The following is a 22,849-nucleotide window of genomic DNA, read 5'->3' as shown; positions in this document are numbered from 1 at the left end:
CGTCGAATGACCGATACAAACAGCACCGCTCCGGCGATTGCCGTCGAAGACCTCTGGCAGGTCTTCGGCGAAGACGCGGCCTCGTCTCTGCGTGATGCACGTGGATCGGGAGACGACAAAGCCATTGCAAAGGCGTTGAAAGACCAGAAGCTCATTCCTGCTGTTCGGGCAGCGAATTTCGAGGTCAAGTCCGGCGAACTCTTTGTGATTATGGGGCTTTCAGGCTCTGGCAAATCGACTTTGATCCGCTGCATTTCGCGGTTGATTGAACCGACGGCCGGGTCGGTGCGCATTGACGGCGAAGATATTCTTCAAGCGAACGAAAAACGCCTTATTGAACTACGTCGTCACAAGCTGGGCATGGTGTTCCAACATTTTGGTTTGTTCCCGCATATGACAGTGGCGGACAACGTGGCCTTTCCGCTCAAGATGCAGGGTGCAGGGAAAGTGGAACGCCGCAAGCGTGCGCTTGAGGTCTTGGAGTTGGTCGGCTTGAACGGACGAGAAGATGCGTATCCGCGCAACTTGTCAGGAGGACAGCGGCAGCGGGTTGGTATCGCGCGATCCCTCGCAGTGAACCCCGATATCTGGTTTCTTGACGAACCCTTCTCCGCGCTTGACCCGTTGATCCGGAGACAGCTTCAGGACGAGTTCCTCAACATTCAGGCCACACTGAAAAAATCCATTGTTTTCATAACGCACGACATCCAGGAGGCCCTGAAACTTGCCGATCGGATTGCGATTATGCGCGATGGCGAGATTGTACAGATTGGCACGCCGGAAGAGATCGTGTTGCATCCGGTGGATGACTATGTGGCCGAGTTTTCCAAGGACGTGCCCAAGGGGCGCCATGCCTGTGTCGAGTCGATCCTGATGGATGGCATTCCCGACAACATGCCAGACGACCCGGGCATCAAAGTCGGTATGACGCTCGACACCGCGCTGACCAAATGCATGGAGCTTTACGAACCTGTCCCGGTGCGTGATGCAGACGGAGTAGTTGTGGGCGCTGTACATCCGCATGAGCTTGCCAATGCGCTGCAGGCGGAAGAGACATGAGTGCCGTAGACAGTGCGCCCTCAGGGGCGCCCTTCGGCCTCTCTCTGAGTCGGGGCAGTCAGGCGGCGGTTTTTGTGCTGGTGGTGGTCCTTATCTGTCGCCTTCTGGGGGCGCAGTTTGAGTGGCTGGTGAAATGGCCGGTGGCGCTGACTGTGCCGATGACAGATTGGATGAGCTGGCTCGTTGGCGGCTTTTTGGATCTTTTCAAACCAATTGCGCGGAGCTTTACGTTTCTGGTGAACTACCCGATGGAGTGGGTTGGCGCGCTCTTAAACCTGGTGCCTTGGCCAATGACCGTGGCGATTGTCACTGCCCTCGGATGGATGATCGGCGGCGCACGGATGGCGGCGCTGGGATTTTTTGGCCTGATGTTCGTGGTGTTTTCCGGGTATTGGTCACAGGGCATGAACACGTTGGCGCTGGTCGCCGTTTCGGTTCCTCTGGCCTTGGTCATGGGCGCGGGCATTGGGATACTGGCATTTGAGTACCCGCGTTTCAAAGGTGCCGTGAATGCGCTTCTGGATGTGATGCAGACCGTGCCGACCTTTGCCTATCTTACGCCTCTGCTTGTGCTTTTTGGATTTGGTCCCGTTGTGGGACTGATCGCTTCGGCAATTTATGCCGCCCCTCCTATGGCACGCAATGTGCTGCTGGGGCTGGAGCGCGTGGATACGGAAATCCGCGAAGCAGCCGTGATGTCAGGCGGCACGCGGCGGCAGCAATTGTTCCTTGTGGAGCTGCCCGCAGCGACCCAGCAGATCATGGTCGGTGTGAACCAGTGCCTGATGGCCGCGCTCTCGATGGTGATCATCGCAGCGGTGATCGGCGGCTTTGACGATATCGGTTGGGAAGTGCTTCAGACCATGCGCAAAGCTCTGTTTGGTCCGGCCTTTCTTGCCGGTTCGGTGATTGTGGTTTTTGCCATCATCATCGACCGTATGTCCGCGGCGCTGGCTGAACCCCGACAATCTCAGGACCGCAGGGTCGCCTTTGGCATTCTGGCCGCGGGCTTGGCGGTGACGGTCTGGGCCGTGGTTGCCGGCTGGCCGCCCTCCGGAGTGGCGGCGATGGACGGTCTGGCGGATCGGGTGGATGCGGGTGTTGGCGCCTTCACGGCCTCCTACGGTACCACCTTGGACAGCATCAAGAACACATCGATGTTCTACGGACTGTTGCCGCTGCGTATTGGTCTGGCCGAGGCGGTTCTGCCCTTTACATGGGGCTTTGCCTGGACCGCGCAACACACTGCGATGCTCTATGGCGGAGCTGGTGTTATTGCGTTGATTTTGTTCTGGAAAGGCCACGTCACGGGCGGTCTTTTGGTGGTCATTGCCGCCTATGTCGCGGAAATCGGCGTGGCGCATCTGGCGTGGCCGGTGGTGATCCTTGGGGCCGGTGCGATTGGCTGGGTTTCCGGTGGTTGGAAACTGGCGCGTCTGGCAGTTTTGTTGCTGGCGCTGGTGCTGATCTCAGGTTTGTGGGAGCGGGCGCTCCTGTCGCTTTACCTGTCGGGCGCGGCGGTCTTTGCCTGTATGCTCGTCGGCGGCGCACTGGGGCTTTGGAGTGCCATGAGCACAACCGCCTGGGCCGTCATCCGGCCGATCTGTGACATCTTGCAGACGATCCCGCTGTTTGTCTTCCTGATCCCTGTGCTGATGTTCTTTCAGATCGGGGAATTCTCAGCGTTTATGGCGATTTGCATGTATGCGGTGGTGCCGATGATCCGCTATACGCGGCACGGTTTGACCAGCACGCCGGAGGAGTTGATCGAAGCGGCCACGGCGAACGGTGCGGGCAAATGGCAGACCATGTTTGAGGTGCGCGCACCCTTTGCCGCGCCGACCATTCTACTGGGTCTCAACCAGACCATTCTCTATGCCTTTGCGATGCTTGTGATCGCGGCTCTGATCGGTACAACGGGGCTTGGGCAGTCTATCTATCTGGCGCTTGGTCAATACGATGTTGGACTGGGCATCACTGCGGGGGCGGCGATGGCGATCCTGGCGCTGGTGGCGGACCGGCTGGTGCAGGGGTTTGCTGAAGAACGCCGGCAAGCGTTGGGGCTTTGATCTGATTTTTGCGGCGCGTTAACGATTCTAAGACGGGCCTTTTCGCATGTCGGTATTGCGTCGGTTTCGCGGAGGTATCGCGACTGTGCGTCAACATGCGGGTTCAAGGTTAATGCGTGGACGCGGGCCATCTTCATGATGAAGCCTGGTTGGCGTTGAAAAACCAGAGGTTCTAAGCAATACTTCTTTTGGATGCTTTGGAGGAAGGCACATACGAAAGCGGCATTCATCAGAGATTGATACAAACGTCGGGGGCAGCGAGACCTCTGAAGTCGACTTCGGCGGCGTATCTCTTTCCGCAGACCAAGTAAGGTTCACGGCAGCTCAGATCTGTAAAAGTGAAGAGTTTATGCATGCCACTGATCATCAGAATTTTTTGAACTTTCTGATTGAGGAGACGATCGCTGGTCGAGCTGGTGATCTATCCGTCGAACGGATTGGCGAGCATCTGTACGGCGACTTGGATGAGAAGGTGACAGCCAGCAGGGTCACCGGAAGTATGATCCGTCTGAGAGCACGATTGGCCGACTATTATCGAGACGAAGGACACTATGATCCCCTGCGGGTTGATATCGATGTCGATACCTGGGAGCCGACCTTCGAAATCGTTGACCTTGAGAACAGGACGGTGTTGGGGGTTTGCCTAGAGAAACTTCAGAAGCACTGGGCGTTAGCGATGGGCCTATGCGTTTGTGTGTTGTTGGTGGCCATTTATGGCACAAGCATGAGCCGAGAGCCGTTGGTTGTTCAACCACCCATAGAGCAAGAAAGCTCGTTGGAGGCTCAGTCGCCCAACGGCGCTGACGGGGGGCTCGCAGTGCCGAACACGGACGGTATGAGCGCGCGTGACATAGAGGCATTGGCGCAAGACTACTTGATTCAGATGCCAGATATGAAGCGTCAGTACGTTGCGCTTGAGCTGGCCAGACGCGCCTTAGCAATGGAGCCCGCCGACGTAGAGATGCAGACAACGTTGGCTGTGGCCATGTTAAACATTGCGCTTTTGGCGTTTGATACAGGTCGGGCCAAATCCTTTCTGCTCGAGGCAGAGGGGTTGCTGACCGTGGCACTGGAAGCGGAACCGGACTCTTCCTGGGTGCTGATCGGAAATGCCACTTTGGCCTATGCTAAACGCGATTTTGAGCGAACCATCGATTTTGCCAATCGCGCCTACCGCGGCGGTTTGGTCGGCACACAAACCGAGACCTATTTTGCCATGCTTATGAGTTTTTCTGGTGAGTTTGAGGCTTCAAACCTTGTTGCGACACAAAAAGTGGATCCGAGTCTTGTGAACACGGTGGTGGTGCGCCGGACGGCTTTTCTTTCGAACTCATTTTATTTGGGAGACTACCAAACGGTGGTCGATCATGCGGAAGCTTTGGGTGCGGATATGTTGACGTTAAACGCACTGCAAATCACGCTTGTGGCCGCCGCATACCAAATGCTTGGGGAACAAGAGACGGCGCGTGCGCTCACAAAAAAATCGCAAGATTTGTTTCCAACCTTTCGGCCAGAGAATCTCATAGAAATCTTCTATCGTAACCCTCAAAGTCGCTATCACTTCCTTGAGGCCTTGGCGGAAGCTGGCTGGGATTTTGATCGCTAGAAAGCGTGCTCAAAAGTCGATTGCCAACCCTTTTTTCTCCCAATCGCCATAACGCACGGGATCTGGCCCGTCACGGCCGCCAAGCTCAGTGGGCATTTGCAAGGCTTTGGCCTTTTGGCGACGTTCTTCGGCTTCGGCCAAGGCGCGTTTTGCGGCGTCGGGCAGGTCGGTGCGTGTCTCGGGGGCGTCACTCATCAGAGGGTTCCTTTCAGGCTTGCCCCTTGATATACGCGCCCGTCTGCTGTTCTCAAGCCCGTAAGGAAGCCTGATCATGTCCAATTCTGGTTATCACCCACGACGAAGCGCTGTGTATTTGCTTGATCAGGTTTTGGGCGAAGGCCGGATGATGACGGAATTGATTGCTTCGGGAGCGCTTCAGAAGCGTGATCCGGCGGACCGTGCACGCGCACAGCGATTGGCGACAGACACATTGCGTGGGCTGGAGCGTGCTGATCGGATTTTGCACAAACATCTGAAAAAGAACCCACCCTTGACGGTGCACAATGTGCTGCGGCTGGCCACGGTGGAGCTGTGTCAGGGTGGGGCTGCACATGGCGTGGTCAATGACGCGGTGGAGATTGTTGGCAAGAACAAAGGCATCGCCAGCATGAAGGGGTTGGTGAACGCTGTGCTTCGCAAAGTGGATGCAACAGGGCGAGAGGACTGGGACGCCTTGCGTGTTCCGCGCATGCCGAAGTGGCTGCGCAAACCCTTGGCGCAGGCCTATAGCAACGAAATCATGGCGGAGATTGACGCTGCCCATTTCGCCGGTGCGCCGCTTGATCTCACTGCAAAGTCAGATCCCGAAGCCGTTGCGGCAGCTGTGGGCGGCACGGTGTTGCCGACCGGATCTATTCGTGTGACGGATGCGGGTCAGGTGACAACATTGGATGGTTTCAAGCAGGGCCACTGGTGGGTGCAGGATGCTGCGGCTGCGTTGCCCGCCAAAGTTCTGAATGCGCAAGCGGGGGAAAAGGTCCTTGATCTGTGCGCCGCACCCGGTGGGAAAACCATGCAGCTTGCTGCGACAGGGGCAAAGGTCACCGCCGTAGACGACAACCCCACCCGCATGACGCGGGTGCGCGAAAATCTGAAGCGCACCCAGTTAAACGCCAATGTGGTGGTTGGCGATATGATGCAGCAAGAGGGCCAATGGGACGCGATCCTTTTGGATGCGCCTTGTTCGGCGACGGGGACGATTCGGCGTCACCCTGACTTGCCATATGCCAAAGATGGCAGTGAGTTTGGCGATTTGATTGGCCTGCAGGAGGTGTTTCTTGACCATGCGATTGGGTTGCTCAAACCCGGCGGGCGGTTGGTGTTTTGCACGTGTTCCTTGCTGCCGGACGAAGGTGAAGTGCAGGTCGAAGAAGCGATAGAGCGCTGGGCGGATATGTCCGTGGATCGCGATGCGGTGTTGGTGGATGGTGTTGATCCGGCGTGGGTCACCGAAGAGGGTGGTTTGCGTTTGAGACCAGATTTTTGGGCAGACAAAGGCGGAATGGACGGGTTTTATATGGCCCTGCTGCGCAAAGGTATGTGAACGAGCTGCGTCGTGCGGTGCCTGATCAGCAGGCGCAGTTTGTGCGTTTGAGTGCGGACCATACACAAGCATCGATTCAATCGGTGACTCATGGCTGTGACCTCGCTACACTCTTGTCAAAACGCCAAAGAGCGTAGAGGCAGAGTGGATGTCCAACCCAGACAGTATATCAGCACGATGGACCCGGCTGATGCACCGCGTGTCAGCGCGGACTGCAACGCGTGCGCGCCCCGCGACGGGGTTTACCAGCATGCCGGAACCGCGCACGATTGGGCTCTATGCCCGCGGCAAACAGTTGGTTGCAGGCAATTTTCTGTTCGCGGGACATTTGGTAACCGCGCCAAAGACCTCGATCTGGGACATAGAGGTGCCCGACGAAATCTTTGCAGAAGAGCAGCACGGATTTGCCTGGCTGGATGATTTGGCCGCAGTCGGAGATGCGCTTGCGCGTGAACGCGCGCAGGAATGGGTCTGGCGCTGGATAGACCGGTATGGGCGTGGACAGGGGCCGGGCTGGATACCTGATTTGGCAGGCCGGCGGTTGATCCGTTGGATCAGCCACGCGATTTTTTTGCTGCGTGCGCGGGATTCAGCGCAATCGGAGGACTTCTATCGCTCGCTGGCACAGCAAACGATTTTTCTCAGCAAACGCTGGCATAAGACCGCACCGGGTTTGCCGCGTTTTGAAGCGCTGACCGGATTGATTTATGCGGGGTTGGCGCTCGAAGGTATGGAGCAGCATGTCGATCCCGCATGTAAGGCCCTGGACAAAGAATGTCAGCGGCAAGTGGATGCCCAAGGGGGGATTCCGACTCGCAATCCTGAAGAGCTTTTGGAGGTGTTCACGTTGCTCACGTGGGCGGCCACGGCGCTCAAGGAGTCAGACCGCACGCCATCAGACACCCATCTTCAAGCGATTGAACGCATCGCCCCGACGCTGCGAACCTTGCGACATGCGGATGGTGGATTGGCGCGGTTTCACGGAGGTGGCCGCGGTTTGGAAGGGCGACTGGACAGTGCTTTGGCGGAGAGTGGCAACAAGACGCGGCAGGCAGATGGGCTGGCGATGGGGTATGCGCGGCTGAGTGCGGGACGTACCAGTGTGGTGATAGATGCCAGTCTGCCTCCGTCGGGGGCAAGTTCATTAAATGCGCATGCCTCGACCTTGGCGTTTGAGCTCACCAGTGGGAGGCGCCCGTTGGTGGTGAATTGCGGGTCCGGTGCAAGTTTTGGCGAAGATTGGCGCCGGTTTGGTCGCGCCACACCGTCGCACTCCACGGTCACCATTGACGAGCTGTCAAGTGCACGGCTTGGCCAAGAGGGCAAAGGCTGGCGCGAAGAGCAATTGGTGGATGGTCCCACGAATGTGCCGATTCAGATGAGCCAAGCCAGCGACGGACTGCGGTTTGAAGGGGGGCAAGACGGCTATGTTGGCACACATGGGCTGACCCATGCGCGCACGTTGGAGTTGACGTTTGATGGGCGCGGTATGGCCGGAGAAGATTTGTTGGTGGCGATGGATGATTCCGCCAAGCTCCGGTTTGACAAAGCGATGGACGAAGGTGCGTTGCAGGGGATTCCGTTTGAGATCGCTTTTCACCTGCACCCGGAGGTCGATGCGTCGCTCGACATGGGGGGCGCTGCGGTGTCCATTGCTCTCAAAAGTGGCGAATTGTGGGTGTTCCGACATGATGCGATTGCCAAAATGCGGCTTGATGCCAGTGTTTTTCTTGAAAAAGGCAGATTAAAGCCACGTGCGACCAAACAAATCGTTCTATCTGGCGTGGCAATGGAGTATGCGACCCGCATCCGGTGGTCGCTGAGCAAAGCGCATGAGACCAATGTGGCAATCAGGGACCTGAACCGGGACGAGATGGATTTGAACACCTGAGCCCAAGGATCACGCCACTATGACCGACCTCCACCCCATTCGCCGCGCCCTGATTTCTGTGTCTGATAAGACCGGACTTATTGATTTGGCCACTGCATTGTCTGACCGCGGTGTTGAGCTCCTCTCCACCGGCGGGTCCGCCAAAGCGATGCGCGATGCTGGTCTGGCCGTGAAAGATGTGTCTGAGGTGACCGGGTTTCCTGAGATGATGGATGGCCGGGTGAAGACGTTGCACCCAAAGGTGCATGGCGGTTTGCTGGCGTTGCGGGACAACGACGATCACGTGGCTGCGATGGATCAGCACGATATCGGCGCGATCGACTTGTTGGTGGTGAACCTCTATCCGTTTGAAGCCACCGTGGCGGCGGGTGCGGATTATGACACCTGTATCGAAAACATCGACATTGGTGGCCCGGCGATGATCCGCGCGGCGGCCAAAAACCATGGGTTTGTGAACGTCGTGGTGGATGTTCAGGACTATGACGCACTGTTGACAGAACTGGCCGACAATGAGGGTCAAACAAGCTACGCTTTCCGTCAGAAGCTGGCCCAAAATGCCTATGCGCGCACAGGGGCCTATGATGCGGCGGTGTCCAATTGGATGGCCAAGTCTTTGGCGCAGGAGGCCCCACGCCGCCGCGCCTTTGCCGGAGAGCTGAAACAAACGCTTCGCTATGGTGAGAACAGCCACCAGAAAGCGACATTCTACACCGATGGTAGCGGCCGTCCGGGTGTGGCAACCGCCACCCAGCTTCAGGGCAAAGAACTGAGCTACAACAACATCAACGACACCGATGCGGCGTTTGAATTGGTATCTGAGTTTGATGCCGCCAACGGGCCTGCGGTGGCCATCATCAAACACGCCAATCCCTGTGGCGTGGCCGTGGGTGCAACATTGGTTGAAGCTTACCAGAAGGCATTTGACTGTGACCGCACCTCCGCGTTTGGGGGCATTGTGGCGCTGAATCAGCCGCTGGATGCAGAGACCGCGCGCAAGATTGTTGAGATATTCACCGAAGTGGTGATTGCGCCGGGCGCATCTGAGGAAGCCAAAGACATTTTTGCGGCGAAGAAAAACCTGCGTTTGCTTTTGACCGATGGGCTGCCAGATCCGCGTGCGCCCATCACAGCTTATAAACAAGTGGCTGGCGGACTTTTGGTGCAAGACAAAGATGTCGGTACGGTTGCCGCAGATGCGTTGAAAGTGGTCACCAAGGTCGCCCCAACAGAGGCTCAAATGGCGGATCTGCAATTCGCTTGGAAAGTGGCCAAGCACGTGAAATCGAACGCGATTGTTTACGTCAAAGACGGTGCAACAGTGGGTGTGGGCGCTGGGCAAATGAGCCGCTTGGACAGTGCCAATGTGGCGGCCTCCAAAGCGCAGCGCATGGCAGATGAGTTGGGTCTGGATGTGAGCCCGGCGAAAGGCTCTGCGGTGGCCTCTGATGCGTTCTTCCCGTTTGCGGACGGTCTGCTTGAAGCGGCGGCTGCAGGCGGCACATGTGTGATCCAGCCCGGCGGCTCTATGCGCGATGAAGAGGTTATCAAAGCGGCTGACGAGGCCGGTTTGGCGATGGTCTTTACCGGCATGCGCCACTTCCGGCACTAAAGCTTACGTCACGATCTGTGGTTGGCGTAATGCCGACCACAGGTAATACCCTTGTTGCATTGGCCTAAAGTGGCGTAACATGGCGTTCAATACGGCGCGCAAGATTCTGCGACCAACGCGGAGCGGCGCACAGAGGCAGACAGGCAGAAGGGGGACGCGATCTATGCGTCTTGTGTTTTGGGCAGGCTTTTGGGCCTTCATCACCGATCAGGCGAGCAAATTTCTTGTGCTCAACGCGCTGAACCTGCGCGAGGTGATCCATATCGAAGTTTTGCCACCTTTCTTACAGTTTCACATGGCGTGGAACACCGGCATCAATTTTGGCCTTTTCTCCGACAGCCCAGCTGCGGCCAAGTGGATTTTGATCGCTATGGCGATTCTGATATGCGGATTCGTGTTGCACTGGGTGCGCAAAGATCCGCCGGGCAGGTGGGGCATGATCAGCGCCGGTCTTCTGATCGGCGGCGCGTTGGGCAATGTCGTGGATCGACTGTTGTTTGGCGCGGTGGTGGATTTTCTCAATATGTCCTGCTGTGGCATTCAAAACCCCTATGCTTTCAACGTGGCAGACATTTGGATTTTTGCGGGCGCCTTTGGTTTGATCCTGTTTGGCAGTGGGCACAAAAGAGAGGCGTGACCTTGCCGGTGTGATCGGGTAAAGCTGTGCTCAAGATACTTGAAGAGGTGGACATGGGCGTGGCACGTCTGAACATTCTGGTTGTGATTGTGGCGGCTTTTGTAGCTGGCTGCACCAGCGGCGGTACCCTGCATTCCAACGTCCCAAGTGGCGAAGGCCCGGACGAGTTTGCTATTCTTCCAAACAAAGAGCTGACTCAACCGTCGGACTATTCGGCCTTGCCAGCGCCGACACCGGGCGGTGTGAACCGTACGGATCAGGATCCTTTGGGGGCTGCAGTGGCGGCACTGGGTGGCTCTGCGACCGCGCGCAGCCCTTACACCACGGGCATCCCCAGCAGTGACGGCGCTTTGGTCAACCACACATCACGCTTGGGACGGGACGCCAATATCCGTCAGGTGGTGTGGGAAGAAGATGAAGCCTTCCGCGCCAAACGTGGACGGTTCACGAGCATTCGCATTTCCAAAAAGGGCCTGTATGAGCAGGTCTATAAGCCACAAGAGCTGGATTACCGCCAAGAGTGGTGGCGTTGGAAACGGGCGGGTGTTCGTACGCCTGCTGCGCCCACGCGGTAACAGTGCGCGCTACGGTGCACATGTGTCGTAAAGAGGCCGTTCTGTTTGGGTGTGCAAATAACCGCGCAACTTAGCTCACTTTCGCGTTTGATCTCTTGCGGTGCCGGATGGGTGGCGTAACTATCTGACAAATGGTTTTGGCGACCGACGCCTGCAAGGTGTTGTGCGCGCGCAATTTTTGCTTGGGAGGCATGGTATGTTGGCACGCTCAATCTTGGCGCTTGTTGTGGGGGTGTGCCTGTCTGCACCTGTGGCCGCTGAGGATCTGGTCACCGATTTTACCTTGGACAATGGCATGCAGGTCGTGGTGGTTGAAGATCACCGTGCGCCGGTTGTCATGCACATGGTCTGGTATCGGGCCGGGTCAGCAGATGAGAAACCCGGCGTTTCAGGGGTGGCGCATTTCTTGGAGCATTTGCTGTTCAAAGGTACGGACACGTTGGAGCCCGGTGAGTTTTCGGCCACGGTTGCAGCCAATGGTGGGCGTGACAATGCCTTCACCAGCTATGACATGACGGCCTACCATCAGCGTGTGGCGTCAGATCGACTGGAACTGATGATGCGGATGGAAAGCGACCGGATGGTCAATATCCGTTTGGGTGAGGAGGAGATCCTGACTGAGCGTGATGTGATCATTGAGGAGCGCAATCAACGGGTTGAAAACAATCCCGGCGCGTTGTTTCGCGAGCAGCTGAGTGCAGCACAGTATTTGAACCACCGATATGGCGTGCCTGTCATTGGTTGGCGGCATGAGATGGAAGCGCTTGATCTTGACGACGCATTGGATTTCTACGGAACCTACTATGCGCCAAACAACGCCATTTTGATTGTGGCCGGGGATGTTGAGCCCGACGAGGTCAAAGCATTGGCGGAGCAGTATTACGGAGTGATCCCCGCAAATCCGGACTTGCCAGAGCGAATGCGGCCCAGCGAGCCGCCGCAGACCAGCGCGCGGCGCATGGTGTTTTACGATCCCCGCGTTGCACAACCATACGTGACACGCAGCTATCTGGCGCCTGAGCGCAATCCTGGTGATCAGCGCACGGCGGCGTCGCTGATGTTGCTTGCAGAGCTTTTGGGGGGCGGGCAGACGTCGGTTCTGAGCCAAAAGTTGCAGTTTGAGAGCAAGCAGTCGATCTATGCTGCTGCGTGGTACCGAGGCACATCGTTGGATGCGACCACCTTTAACCTTCTGACGGTGCCAGCGCCGGGCATTGAGATGCAGGCCGCCGAAGATGCCATGGACGCGGTTGTCGCTGAATTTATGCAGACCGGTGTGGATGAAGCGCATTTGGCAAGGATCAAGATGCAATTGCGCGCCAGTGAGGTTTACGAACGCGACAATGTGGAAAGCGTGGCCAATCGCTATGGTCGTGGGCTGACGGCCGGGCTGACAATTGCGGATATCCAAGAGTGGCCCAACATTCTTCAGTCGATCACGCCAGTGGATATCATGGAAGCCGCGGAGACGATTTTCGACGAGCGCAATTCAGTGACCGGTTGGTTGATGACGCAAGAAGAGGAGGCCACCCAATGATCCGTTTTGTTTTGACCGTTGTCGCATTTGCTTTTGCGGCGCCTGCGTGGGCAGAGATCGATATCAAAGAGGTCACTTCGCCGGGCGGAATCAAAGCCTGGTTGGTTGAGGAGCCATCGATCCCGTTTGTGGCGTTTGAGTTCCGCTTTAAGGGCGGAACGGCATTGGATGCACAAGGTAAGCGCGGCGCGACTCATTTGATGGTGGGCCTTTTAGAAGAGGGCACCGGGGATATGGATGCGCAGGCCTTTGCCAAAGCGAGCGAAGAGCTTGCGGCGCAGTTTGGCTATGACAGCCATGCAGATGCGGTCTCGATTTCTGCACGTGTTTTGAACGAAAATCGCGATGACGCGTTAGATTTGTTGCGCCGGTCCCTTGTTGCCCCAAGCTTTCCGCAGGACGCTTTGGATCGGGTGCGTGAACAGGTGCTGTCCGGGATTCGTTCAGACCTGAAAGACCCCGAGAGCATTGCAGGGGCGCGGTTGGCAGAGCTGATTTATGGAGATCACCCATATGGCTCTGGCGGTGAAGGCACCCTTGAAAGCGTTGCCGCGCTGACGCAAGCGGATATGATCGCCGCGCATGCAGGTGCGCTGGCGAAAGATCGGTTGTTCGTCGGCGTGGTTGGCGACATCACGGCTGAGGAGTTGGGGCCGGTATTGGACCAACTGCTTGGAGAGTTGCCGGAGACTGGTGCTCCGATGCCGAGCGCCATTGATGTGAACATCAGCGGTGGCGTGGACGTGGTGGATTTTGAGACACCCCAATCGGTTGCTGTGTGGGCGCAGAATGGCATCGATCGTGAAGACCCGGACTTTTTTGCCGCTTATGTGCTCAACACAATTCTCGGCGGCGGTGGCTTTGAAAGCCGTTTGATGACTGAGGTTCGAGAAAAGCGTGGCCTGACCTATGGCGTCTACAGCTATCTGGTGCTGCGTGATCTGGCCAATGTCTACATGGGCAGCGTGTCTTCGGCCAACGACCGGGTCGCTCAAGCTTTGCAGGTTGTGCAAGACGAATGGGCGCGTATGGCGGAGCAGGGTGCAACGGACGAAGAGGTGGACAAAGCCAAGGCATTGTTGACCGGGGCGTATCCACTGCGTTTTGACGGCAACGGGGCAATTGCCAACATCATGGTGTCTATGCAGATGGATGGCATGCCTATTGATTACATCGCCACGCGCAACGACAGAGTGAATGCAGTGACCGCCGATGACGTTTCTCGGGTGGCCGCTGATTTGCTGAATCGCGACGGTATGTTGTTTGTGGTGGTTGGTCAGCCTGAAGGGCTCTAGGCGCTGATCACAACAGCAGTGACTATCCGGCCCCGGGCACGCTTTTGGGGCTGGAGTCATACCCGTGATAGGCTGCGATCAAATCTGCTAAGGGCATCGGCCGGGCAAACAGATATCCCTGCAGGTAGCCGCACGCTGTCTGACGCAGGAAGGTGCGCTGTTCTTCGGTTTCGACGCCTTCGACCACCACGGACATGCCAAGAACCTGTCCAATGTTGATCATTGTCGTCAGCAGGCCTCTCTTGTTTGCGGTAAACGTGTCACCCTGAAGAAAGCTTCTGTCGATTTTCAGGACTTCAAAGTTATAGAGGTGCAAGTAGCTGAGGCTGGAATACCCAGTGCCAAAATCATCTAGCGCAAAACGCACGCCGAGTTTGTTGAGGTTTTCCTGAACCGCTTGTGTGTCTTCGACTTGGTCTAGAAGCTGGGATTCGGTGATCTCAAGGGTCAGCTTTGTGGCCGCCAAGCCATGAGAAGACAGCAACGCGCGGACCTCTGTGGTAAATCCGGGCTTCAAAAACTGGGAGGTTGTGATGTTGACAGACACGCCAAACTCCATTGGCCAATTTGAAGCGTCTTTGATGGCCTGTTGCAGAACCCATTCGCTAAGTTCGGGCATAACGCCGACGGTCTCAGCCAGTGGCAGAAACCTGCCCGGCGGTAGAATGCCGAGCGTTGGGTGGTTCCAGCGCAGCAGGGCCTCAACCGTCATAGGCGCCTCACCCATGTTGCGCACGATGGGTTGATAGTAGAGCATCATCTCGCCGTTGCGCACTGCGGTGAGCAAATCGTGGCGTAGGAGACGATTCTCCAACAACCCGTCGTCCATGGACGAGTCAAAAACGCAAAACGCGGCGTGCAGATCGGCCCCGGATCGGCGCAAGGCGATGTCTGCTGCATGTACGAGATCCCGGATGGTTTCACCGTGATCCGGAAACTTCGCCACACCAGCGCGGCAAGAAATTTCAACCCAGGTGCCATTGATCAGAATGGGTTGATTTAGAGCTGTTATATATTCACGCGTGATGGCATGGATTTCTTTGATTTCGGAGGGATCGCTGACGAGGATCATGAACTCGTCACCGCCAATGCGCCCGGCGAAGTGGCTGTCGTCTAACTTACTCTTGATGCGTTGACCCACCGTGCGCACAACCGCATCACCGGCGGAGCTTCCCCAAGAGTCGTTGATGAATTTCAGTCGATTGATCTCTACAAAAATGAGATGCGTCAGATCTCGGTCCGGATCTCTTAGAATGCGTTCCGCTTCTTCAAAGAAGTGGCCTCGCCTCGGAAGGTCCGTGAGGCTGTCGTGGTCTGCATCGTATCGAGATTGATCGGCAACTTTTGCCAACTGTTGCCGTGCCTGCGCGTTGCCACGGATCGAGGTTATCGCAAGGAGAACGATCACGGCGAGAAACAGGATCAGCATCGGGGTGGTTGCCATAAGAATGGCCATACCTTGGCTCATGGGCCGCCAGTACAGATAGCCCTTTATTTGTCCGTCTGCCCCCGAAAGCGGAAAGCTGTTCATGCCAGCGGGAACGGTTTCTCCGTGGTTGAGATCCGCCAATGACAGGTTTTGCAAAATGAGATCCAGATGGGGCCGGTCCAGTATGTGCACCGTGGACAGAACATAAGGAATGGGGGCGACAATGGGGATGCCGCCCGGGTCAGGCACGATAGCAAAAACCGACACCAAAGCGACAGCGTTGTCCAGCGAGACCACTTGAATATCTGACAACAGTCCCAGTTTCCCCGCGAAGTTGATTTCAGAGACGGGCAAGCCTGCGGTGAGCTCAGTAAACTGCGTTTGCACCTCGTGTATCGAGCGCTGAACCGTCGGAATTTGCGCAATACGGCTGGGAAAGGTCAGGGATGGGTCGCGCGTGTTTTCAAAAACAAGGCTGTTGTCCGGGGCCAGCAGAAAGGCGGCGCTGTGTTCAAACTCGCGTGCCATATCATCGACAAACCGTGTCTTGATCCAAGGTCCAGAGATCAAGGTCGACGTGTTGAGGTAGGCGGCGTTGGAGGCGGCATACCGTTCGATCTCATTGAGGATCGCACGTTCATGGTTTTCAAAGACACGGGCGACGGACGTCACCTCACGTGCGGTGGCACGGTCTTCGGCCTCCCAGATGCGGAAAAACACAACTCCGAAGGCGAAAATCAGCATGGCGATTGACAAAAACATCACGAGACCAACCGGTGGCGCAAAGGGGATTTTCTCGAGTCTCGGTTGCAATGTTACATGGCCTCTGGTCACTCAGCACGGCGTCACCCGTTACTTCATCTATAAGAACGCAGCGCCGCTTTCGCGAGTTGCGTTGAATTTGCTTTGGTCCATAGTCGAAAGACTTTGCGTGAAAAAACAATGAAATTCAATGATTAGAGTGGTGAAAGGGGGTTTTACATACCTCGAATGGTAATGTTCCCTTGGGTAAGCACGACGGTTAGACGCACAAAACCTTCCATGGTTGTACGCCAAAATTTGCAGCAAACGCCCGGTGAGTCGCCCGCCAAATGGGGGTGATTTGCCCCCGTTTGCCTTGCCTTTTGAGTGCAAACACTGCGCCGTTTTTGAGGGACGGAAAAGTCAGGTGTGCATGGCTTCAGTTTGGGCCTGACCCGTGCGGCGCGACAGCAGGCGTGCTCCGTCGCTGATGTCGCTGAATGGCCGGTTGGTGAGCCGACGCCATGCGGCGCTGGCGGCGACGTTTTCAAAACGGGAATTTGCACATAGTGTATCGGGGTGGGTCTTAAGAACTTGGGCGATGCCCGGCGCCAGATCAACGCTGTTCAACCAAGCGGATGTCGAGCATGTTTGAACCCCCTCCAGCGTGATGGGCTTGTCTGCGATGAGATTGTAGACCGGGGCCATTGGGCTGGTGATGTCGCTCAGAAGGAACCTCGCTGCGGCCGTCACGTCAGACATCGGAAATTCAAGTGCGTGTGGGAAAGCTCCGGCGGCGTGCGACGCCTCGAGAATGATCTCATAAATGTCGCGTGGATTGGGCGTATCCAGATCGTAGAGCGAGGGCAGGCGTACAATGGCGGCTGGCACGCCTGAGGCTGTGATGGCTGCTTCCGCTGCAATTTTGGCGGCCCCATATCCGGTACAGTCTTTCCACGTGGTTGCTGGTGCCTCTGGCCACGGCCCGCCGCGGTCCGGAAACACGGAGGTGGATGATGTAAACCGCAGGTCGGCCCGTGCGGCGGCACAAAACGCCAATACGGTTTCCAACCCACGTGCGGACCAATCCAGCATCTCGCGCCGTCCGATGGCCAGATTGACCATGGCTGCGCAATGCACAACCTGTGTCACCACGGCGCTCAGGGCCTTGTAGCTGTGTTGTTCCAATCCGAAGTTATCAGCGTCCAACGTGCCTGCAACCATGACATATCGGTCTGAGCTGATGCCGTGGTGGCGCGCCACATCATCCAGTCGATCACGCGCGCCGCGGTTCTTGTCACGCACAAGGCAATAAACGACCTGATCAGGTTGCAGGTCGCGGGCAGCCCGTGCCAACACGTGCCCCCCCAGAAAACCCGTGGCGCCGGTCAGCAGTATGCCGGGGCGGGTGAAGTCATGGGCTGGCGCGGGGGCATCCGCCTCATGGGTCATCAATTGATCGAGACGGTGCAAGGGCACTGTCATTGCCAGTTCAAAATCGATGGGTGTGTGGAAGACCTTTTCCAGTTCCAACATCAGCGTCACACACATGAGTGAGTCACCACCCTGATCATGAAAGCTTAGCGCGGGGTCTATCTCAGAAGGGGCACATCCCATCGCGGTTGCAGCAGCTGTCACCACGGCACCCGCTGAACAGGGGGCATCATAGATTTCGGCGTCAACACGAGGCAGTGCGCGCAAGTCCGCTTTGCCGGAAACAGGATGCAGCGGCAGTGCGTCCATTTGCACAAAGAACGACGGCACACAGTAGGCGGGCAAGGCCGCGCGCAGAACCGCAGACAAGGCCGCAGGTGTTTTGTTTGTCCCCGCGTCAAATCCCCAAGCGCGTTTGTTCTCTTTCTTCTGATCCGCATCGGCCGCGTAGTAAAAAATCAGGCTTTGGCCACGTTCGCCGACCTCCGACACCCAGGGTGCCGCTGCCGAGAACGCCAAGTGTTCGCGGAGGGTGTCGGTCAGTTCTTGGGTCTGGATCGAATACCCACGCAGTTTGAGCATGTGGGCGATCCGCCCCTCGATGTGCAGCGCGCCAGTGTCGTCCAACCAGGCTTGATCGCCAGTGTCATAGAGCCGCGTTGTACGTCGGTTGAATGTAAGTTCCCGGAAGCGCAAGAGCGTTTCCTCTGGGCGGTTGATGTAGCCGCGCCCAAGCATCCGTTGCCCTTCAAAGTGTAATTGCCCTGAGGTTCCCGGCGGGCAGGGCCTGTCGTTTTCATCCAAGATAACCGCCTGCAGATGTGGCATGGGCTTGCCAACGGAGGCTGGTGCGTCACCAGCAAGCGCGGTCAACTGAGACATGCAGACATCATGCGTCTCGCAAATGCTGTAGAGGTTCCAAAGGGCGGCATTGGGCAATGTCTTCAAGGACGCGCGGATCAGATCGTCGGTGACGACTTCGCCATTTAACACAACGCGGGACAGGGGTATGTGTGCGGCTTTGTCAGGATCAAGTGCTGTGAGGAAGCTGTCATAGAAAGAGGGCGTGAACAGCATCTCATCGATGTCATGTGCGATCAAAAAATCCGCCAGTTTTCCGGGAGCAAACAACGTGTCGGCGTCGGGGAACCACAGCTCAGCACCTTTGCGCAATGGACGGAACATTTCCCAAATTGCAAAGACATAGATGCCAACACGCATGCCGGGGCCGTAGGGCGTGAAGGCATCGCGCCATTCGTAGGATAGAAAGGCGGCGTCATTGGCCACGGGAATGCACTTGGGCCGCCCTGTGGTTCCCGAGGTTGCGACCATGTAGATCGGGTCATCCGGTGAGACTTCGGTGGCGTGAAGCGGCTGTGCGGGCGCGGCGGGATTGTCCAGAAGGGCGCTGGCGTCAAAGGTTGTACACTCCCCCGGCAGTTGTCCGGGAGCGGCCGGTTGGCAGATCAACACAATCCCGACCTTCAGTTCAGACATGATGTTGTGCAACACCATTTGAGGCATCGCGGGGTCTAAGTGAACAAAGGGCCGCCCATGCACCACGCACGCGGCAGCGCTTGCGGCCATGGCCAACCCCGGGGCGCCAAAAATACCGACAACCTGATGTGTTGAAAGGGGCGTTTGCAGCTGACCAATGAAATGACCTAGGCGCCGATATGTAAGAGATCGGTTGCGGTCTGACATTGCCGCGCTCTCAGGAAACGAGGAAATGGCAAGCACAAGCTCACCTGCAACGGAGAGAGGTTTGGTCATGAACACGGCACCTTACTGGGGCGCACACGGGGGTGCGTCGCTGAGTTTGAAGGCCCATACGGTTGGTGCGGACCGGGATGGATACCTTTAATAAGCGGGACTTGAGGATGGCTTCAAGGAAGAACGGTCCCAGACAAATCTGAGGCAACCTCAAACCCTTCTCGATCGTTGTGATCGGCGAAATCCTTCACAGAATGCGCGTGTTGTGGGAGCCATGTGTGAGGGGCCAGTGCGTCCTGCAAGTCAGACGCAAGCTTAGCCACCTTGGCTTGGACGCGTCGCACACTGTCAAACTGGGAGGTGGGTGTTCCAATTGAATTCCAAATTACCCGTTGTATTTATGTTCTAAATAATTAAGAACATACCGTAATTCTTATGTAGCTGGGGATAGAGAGCGCTGATGACGACACCTGTTTTGCAATTTGGGACCAGTCGATTTTTACAGGCACATGCTGACCTGTTTTTGTCGCAGGCGCGCGACTCAGGGCAGGCTGTCGGTCCGATCACGGTGGTGCAAAGCTCTGGGGATCAAAGCCGATCCAACCGGTTGGCGGCTTTGGCGCAGGGATTTCAAGTTCGGGTCGAAGGCATAAGGCAGGGCGCGCGTGTGCAAGAGACCATCGACGTCACAAGCATTGACCGCGCGCTGTCTACGGCCACGGATTGGGACGAAATTCGGCGCATCTTTGTTGATGAGGTCGATATCGTGTTGTCCAACACAGGCGATACCGGGTTTGCAGTGCAGCCAGAGGATTCGTCGCGCACGTTTGATCAAGCCATGTCATACCCGGCAAAGCTGACGCAGCTTTTGCGCGCACGATTTGCCGCAGACGCGCGGCCGATCCAGATCATGCCGATGGAGTTGATTGTCGACAATGGTGCGGTGCTCAAAGCGCGCGTGCTGGAGTTGGCGCAGGATGATGCTGCCTTTCAGAGCTATCTTGAGACAGATGTGATTTGGGTGAATTCTCTGGTGGACCGGATCGTTTCGCAGCCTTTGGAGCCTGCTGGTGCGGTCGCTGAGCCTTATGCGCTTTGGGCGATAGAGGATCAGCCCGGCTTGATCGCGCCCTGCGTGCATTCGGCGGTTCAAATTGTGCCTTCGTTGAGCGAAATCGAAGCGTTGAAGTTGTTTGTATTGAACCTTGGGCACACGGCATTTGCGGATCGTTGGCTGGCATCACAGGGTGATCCGGCGGAGTTGGTGCGAGACGTGATGGAAAATGCAGAAGCGCTGAACTGGTTGAAAGACATCTATAAGAACGAAGTGCGGCCCGCATTTGCGCTCGCTGGATTGGCGGAAGCGTTTGATGCCTATGTCGAGACAACGCTTGAACGGTTTGCCAATCCGTTTCTAGACCACCGGATCGCGGACATAGCTCAGAACCATCCTCAGAAAGTGATGCGCAGGATTCAGGCCATGTTGGATTTCGCTGCGGACAATGGTGACACAAGCCCAAAGCCCGTGCTCACAAGCATTGTGGCCAGATGTCGCCCATAACAGAACATCAGGAATGACCAGAGCCCGCGTGGAGCGACGGAAGGGATATTGGCGAGGGCCAGAGCATCAGGGTCGCAAATTAGGTTGCCCGGTCGTGGGCTCTGAGTGAACTCACCAGTGTTTGGCTTGATGTCGCAAGGTGGTCGCGTGCGGCGCTTTCGGCGCGGTTGGGATCGCGACTGCGCAGGGCGTCCAGGTACGCAAGATGTTCGTGGATCGCGCATTCATTGCGCACACGTTCATCAGATTTGTTCCATTGAAAGTGATAGTGAAAGATCAGAGAAATGATTTTCTGGAACTCATCCACAAAGCGGTTCTTCACCACGGAATTGATGGCCACGTGAAAGTCCTCATCCAGACGAGAGAACGCATGATAGTCGACATCGATACGTGCCAGCAGCGCATGGTGGCGGGCTTCGAGGTCATCGAGTTTTTTCCAGATCGGATGCGTATTGGGCAGGGCGACAAGCTGCGTCACCGCGTTGAGCTCAAGGATGGTGCGAAACTCGGACAGCTCTAGTGCGAAAGCTTCGGTGAAACCTTCGAGCTGCCATCCCCCTTTGGGACGTCGGACCACAATGCCATAGCGGCTGAGCGAGGAGAGAAACTCCTGAAGTGTGTGGGTCGCAACCCGAAAGGTCTTGGCCAATTGGGCAACGTTCAAAACTGTGCCAGATGGCACGTCCATGCGCAGCACCCAATCAAAGAAGCGCGATTCGAGGTCTTCGATGCCGAGGAGCATTGGCGGACCCTGCATTCGGTCATCGTCTTGAGATCGGCGCTGGACGGTTTTGCGTCTGCCGTTCAAGGAGATTATCTTGTGCGTGCTCAATCGGTCCAATGCGCTGCGGACAACTGTTCGGCTGACGCCCAGTTGCGTGGAAAGCGCATTTTCGGAAGGCAAAGAGTCTCCAATTTCAGTTTTGTCGCAGATGGTTAAGAGGTTGTTGTATGCCTCAATCAAGCGGATGTTTGTGCGCGCCATACGTCGTGCCCCTGTATCAATCTAGGCCCTACATAACGGTTTTTATTGGATTGTACATAAAAATTAAAAACACTTGACCGACAATGAAGGACTTGTGATGTTTAAAATAATTAAAGACCAAAGTGATATGGTCGAGGAGGAACTAGTGACGATGACAATGCCTTCAGAGCCCCGCCGGCGTCGTGTCTTGCCGTCAGGGTCAGCGCTTTACAGATTGTCAGCTGTGCTGACATTGGCGCTTTTGATTGTGGCGTTTTCACTGACGAGTTCAGCTTTTTTGTCGGTGAACAACGGGCTCACCGTGCTGCTTCAGACATCGGTCATTGGATTGTTGGCGATCGGAATGACGCTGGTCATCATAACCGGCGGGATTGACCTGAGTGTCGGGTCGGTTTTGGCTTTGTCCGGTGTTGTGGCAGGGCTGACGATTAAGTTAGGTCTGCCGGTTGTTCCTGCCATGGGGTTGGGCATCGTGGCAGGGGCCGCATGTGGCGCAGTAAATGGGTTTGTCATCACAAAGATGCGCATCACGCCGTTTGTCGCAACGCTTGGCATGATGTTGATTGCGCGAGGGCTCGCGTTGCAACTGACCGGAGCGGCCCCGATCAGCCGCTTGGGAGAGGCTTTTGGCACCCTGGGAAATGGCAGCTTGTTTCGTGTCGTTGAAATGCAAGCCAACGGATTTCCCAAGGTGGTTTTCCCCGGCATTCCGTATCCCGCGATCTTGCTTTTGGTGATGGCCGTTCTGGGGGGATACCTTCTGAAGAAACGTCAATTTGGGCGTCATCTTTTCTCAGTTGGATCAAACGAAGAAGCGGCGCGTCTGTCCGGGGTGAGCGTCGATCGCACCAAGATATGGGCCTATACGCTGTCCGGCGCTTTGGCTGGCCTGGCCGGTATGGTCCTGATGTCGCGGCTTGTGACGGTGCAGCCAAACGAAGGGGTGATGTATGAGCTTGATGCCATTGCAGCATCTGTGATCGGTGGGGCCTCGCTGATGGGTGGGGTGGGCAGCATCACAGGCAGCATGATTGGCGCGTTCATCATCGGCGTTCTGCGCAACGGGCTCAATATGGCGGGCACATCAGCCTTCATCCAAATGATCATCATCGGGTTTGTTGTGATTGGCGCAGTCTATGTCGACCAAATCAGAAACAAATCCTAA

16 protein-coding genes are annotated in these 22,849 nt (G+C 56.6%); 12 read left to right on the top strand and 4 right to left on the bottom strand.

All coding sequences use genetic code 11. The features are described from left to right. The first annotated feature begins 6 nt into the window (after window positions 1-6). From ABWV47_RS09040 to ABWV47_RS09030, 3 genes are all read left to right on the top strand, one after another. Entirely contained in the window at window positions 7-1,059 is a 1,053-nt protein-coding gene (locus ABWV47_RS09040) for a quaternary amine ABC transporter ATP-binding protein (protein WP_353310923.1), read from the top strand. After that, window positions 1,056-3,128 (top strand): ABC transporter permease, encoded by a 2,073-nt coding sequence (locus tag ABWV47_RS09035; protein ID WP_353310921.1) that lies wholly within the window; start codon window positions 1,056-1,058, stop codon window positions 3,126-3,128. The genes ABWV47_RS09040 and ABWV47_RS09035 overlap by 4 nt, the downstream gene beginning before the upstream one ends. A gap of 349 nt (window positions 3,129-3,477) precedes the next feature. Next, the gene (locus tag ABWV47_RS09030) at window positions 3,478-4,734 is read left to right on the top strand and encodes a hypothetical protein (protein WP_353310919.1); all 1,257 of its coding nucleotides are present in this window, start codon (window positions 3,478-3,480) and stop codon (window positions 4,732-4,734) included. A 9-nt stretch (window positions 4,735-4,743) separates the two neighbouring features. Here ABWV47_RS09030 and ABWV47_RS09025 read toward each other — a convergent pair whose 3' ends face one another. Then, window positions 4,744-4,929 (bottom strand): DUF1674 domain-containing protein, encoded by a 186-nt coding sequence (locus ABWV47_RS09025; protein WP_353310918.1) that lies wholly within the window; start codon window positions 4,927-4,929, stop codon window positions 4,744-4,746. A 76-nt stretch (window positions 4,930-5,005) separates the two neighbouring features. Here ABWV47_RS09025 and ABWV47_RS09020 point away from each other — a divergent pair, with 76 nt between their 5' ends. The 7 genes from ABWV47_RS09020 (at window position 5,006) to ABWV47_RS08990 (ending at window position 13,821) form a co-directional block, all read left to right on the top strand. Further along, a complete protein-coding gene (locus ABWV47_RS09020) occupies window positions 5,006-6,277 on the top strand; it encodes an RsmB/NOP family class I SAM-dependent RNA methyltransferase (RefSeq protein WP_353310917.1) in 1,272 nt (423 codons plus the stop codon). Between the two features lie 148 nt (window positions 6,278-6,425). After that, entirely contained in the window at window positions 6,426-8,168 is a 1,743-nt protein-coding gene (locus ABWV47_RS09015) for a heparinase II/III family protein (protein ID WP_502959691.1), read from the top strand. Window positions 8,169-8,187: 19 nt separating this feature from the next. Next, a complete protein-coding gene (gene purH / locus ABWV47_RS09010; protein WP_353310915.1) occupies window positions 8,188-9,777 on the top strand; it encodes a bifunctional phosphoribosylaminoimidazolecarboxamide formyltransferase/IMP cyclohydrolase in 1,590 nt (529 codons plus the stop codon). A gap of 163 nt (window positions 9,778-9,940) precedes the next feature. Further along, window positions 9,941-10,414 (top strand): signal peptidase II, encoded by a 474-nt coding sequence (gene lspA / locus ABWV47_RS09005; protein WP_353310914.1) that lies wholly within the window; start codon window positions 9,941-9,943, stop codon window positions 10,412-10,414. 26 nt (window positions 10,415-10,440) lie between these two features. After that, window positions 10,441-10,989, top strand: a complete 549-nt coding sequence (locus ABWV47_RS09000; protein WP_353310912.1) for a DUF3035 domain-containing protein — start codon at window positions 10,441-10,443, stop codon at window positions 10,987-10,989. A 196-nt stretch (window positions 10,990-11,185) separates the two neighbouring features. Further along, window positions 11,186-12,526 carry a M16 family metallopeptidase gene (locus ABWV47_RS08995; RefSeq protein ID WP_353310910.1) on the top strand — a complete coding sequence of 447 codons (1,341 nt, stop codon included), beginning with the start codon at window positions 11,186-11,188 and terminating at the stop codon, window positions 12,524-12,526. Then, window positions 12,523-13,821: a M16 family metallopeptidase gene (locus tag ABWV47_RS08990; RefSeq protein WP_353310908.1), complete on the top strand. Its 1,299-nt coding sequence runs from the start codon at window positions 12,523-12,525 to the stop codon at window positions 13,819-13,821. Before ABWV47_RS08995 ends, ABWV47_RS08990 begins: the two co-directional genes overlap by 4 nt. Before the next feature lie 22 nt (window positions 13,822-13,843). Here the strand turns inward: ABWV47_RS08990 and ABWV47_RS08985 are convergent, their stop codons facing one another. Beyond that, entirely contained in the window at window positions 13,844-15,994 is a 2,151-nt protein-coding gene (locus tag ABWV47_RS08985; protein WP_353310906.1) for a putative bifunctional diguanylate cyclase/phosphodiesterase, read from the bottom strand. Window positions 15,995-16,414: 420 nt separating this feature from the next. Further along, window positions 16,415-19,198 (bottom strand): AMP-binding protein, encoded by a 2,784-nt coding sequence (locus ABWV47_RS08980; protein WP_353310904.1) that lies wholly within the window; start codon window positions 19,196-19,198, stop codon window positions 16,415-16,417. Between the two features lie 400 nt (window positions 19,199-19,598). On the opposite strand from ABWV47_RS08980, the gene ABWV47_RS08975 reads away from it, so the two are divergent. Then, complete coding sequence (locus ABWV47_RS08975; protein ID WP_353310902.1) at window positions 19,599-20,699, top strand: mannitol dehydrogenase family protein; 1,101 nt, start codon at window positions 19,599-19,601, stop codon at window positions 20,697-20,699. A 79-nt stretch (window positions 20,700-20,778) separates the two neighbouring features. On the opposite strand, the gene ABWV47_RS08970 is transcribed toward ABWV47_RS08975, so the two are convergent. Next, entirely contained in the window at window positions 20,779-21,684 is a 906-nt protein-coding gene (locus ABWV47_RS08970; RefSeq protein WP_353310900.1) for a GntR family transcriptional regulator, read from the bottom strand. A gap of 97 nt (window positions 21,685-21,781) precedes the next feature. On the opposite strand from ABWV47_RS08970, the gene ABWV47_RS08965 reads away from it, so the two are divergent. Continuing rightward, window positions 21,782-22,849 carry an ABC transporter permease gene (locus ABWV47_RS08965; RefSeq protein WP_353310898.1) on the top strand — a complete coding sequence of 356 codons (1,068 nt, stop codon included), beginning with the start codon at window positions 21,782-21,784 and terminating at the stop codon, window positions 22,847-22,849.

The organism is Shimia sp. NS0008-38b (genome assembly GCF_040370365.1).
Taxonomy (GTDB): Bacteria; Pseudomonadota; Alphaproteobacteria; order Rhodobacterales; family Rhodobacteraceae; genus Shimia.
The sequence above is the reverse complement of the archived record's forward strand: the minus strand, read 5'-3'. Positions and strand labels throughout refer to the sequence as shown.

What these genes read in the sequence shown, in the direction of transcription:
- ABWV47_RS09030 (WP_353310919.1), top strand. Translation starts at nt 3,478, where the DNA reads ATGCATGCCACTGATCATCAGAATTTTTTGAACTTTCTGATTGAGGAG.
- lspA (WP_353310914.1), top strand. Translation starts at nt 9,941, where the DNA reads ATGCGTCTTGTGTTTTGGGCAGGCTTTTGGGCCTTCATCACCGATCAG.
- ABWV47_RS09015 (WP_502959691.1), top strand. Translation starts at nt 6,426, where the DNA reads ATGTCCAACCCAGACAGTATATCAGCACGATGGACCCGGCTGATGCAC.
- purH (WP_353310915.1), top strand. Translation starts at nt 8,188, where the DNA reads ATGACCGACCTCCACCCCATTCGCCGCGCCCTGATTTCTGTGTCTGAT.
- ABWV47_RS08975 (WP_353310902.1), top strand. Translation starts at nt 19,599, where the DNA reads ATGACGACACCTGTTTTGCAATTTGGGACCAGTCGATTTTTACAGGCA.
- ABWV47_RS09020 (WP_353310917.1), top strand. Translation starts at nt 5,006, where the DNA reads ATGTCCAATTCTGGTTATCACCCACGACGAAGCGCTGTGTATTTGCTT.
- ABWV47_RS08990 (WP_353310908.1), top strand. Translation starts at nt 12,523, where the DNA reads ATGATCCGTTTTGTTTTGACCGTTGTCGCATTTGCTTTTGCGGCGCCT.
- ABWV47_RS09035 (WP_353310921.1), top strand. Translation starts at nt 1,056, where the DNA reads ATGAGTGCCGTAGACAGTGCGCCCTCAGGGGCGCCCTTCGGCCTCTCT.
- ABWV47_RS09025 (WP_353310918.1), bottom strand. Translation starts at nt 4,929, where the DNA reads ATGAGTGACGCCCCCGAGACACGCACCGACCTGCCCGACGCCGCAAAA.
- ABWV47_RS08985 (WP_353310906.1), bottom strand. Translation starts at nt 15,994, where the DNA reads ATGCTGATTTTCGCCTTCGGAGTTGTGTTTTTCCGCATCTGGGAGGCC.
- ABWV47_RS08980 (WP_353310904.1), bottom strand. Translation starts at nt 19,198, where the DNA reads ATGACCAAACCTCTCTCCGTTGCAGGTGAGCTTGTGCTTGCCATTTCC.
- ABWV47_RS08970 (WP_353310900.1), bottom strand. Translation starts at nt 21,684, where the DNA reads ATGGCGCGCACAAACATCCGCTTGATTGAGGCATACAACAACCTCTTA.
- ABWV47_RS08995 (WP_353310910.1), top strand. Translation starts at nt 11,186, where the DNA reads ATGTTGGCACGCTCAATCTTGGCGCTTGTTGTGGGGGTGTGCCTGTCT.
- ABWV47_RS08965 (WP_353310898.1), top strand. Translation starts at nt 21,782, where the DNA reads ATGTTTAAAATAATTAAAGACCAAAGTGATATGGTCGAGGAGGAACTA.
- ABWV47_RS09040 (WP_353310923.1), top strand. Translation starts at nt 7, where the DNA reads ATGACCGATACAAACAGCACCGCTCCGGCGATTGCCGTCGAAGACCTC.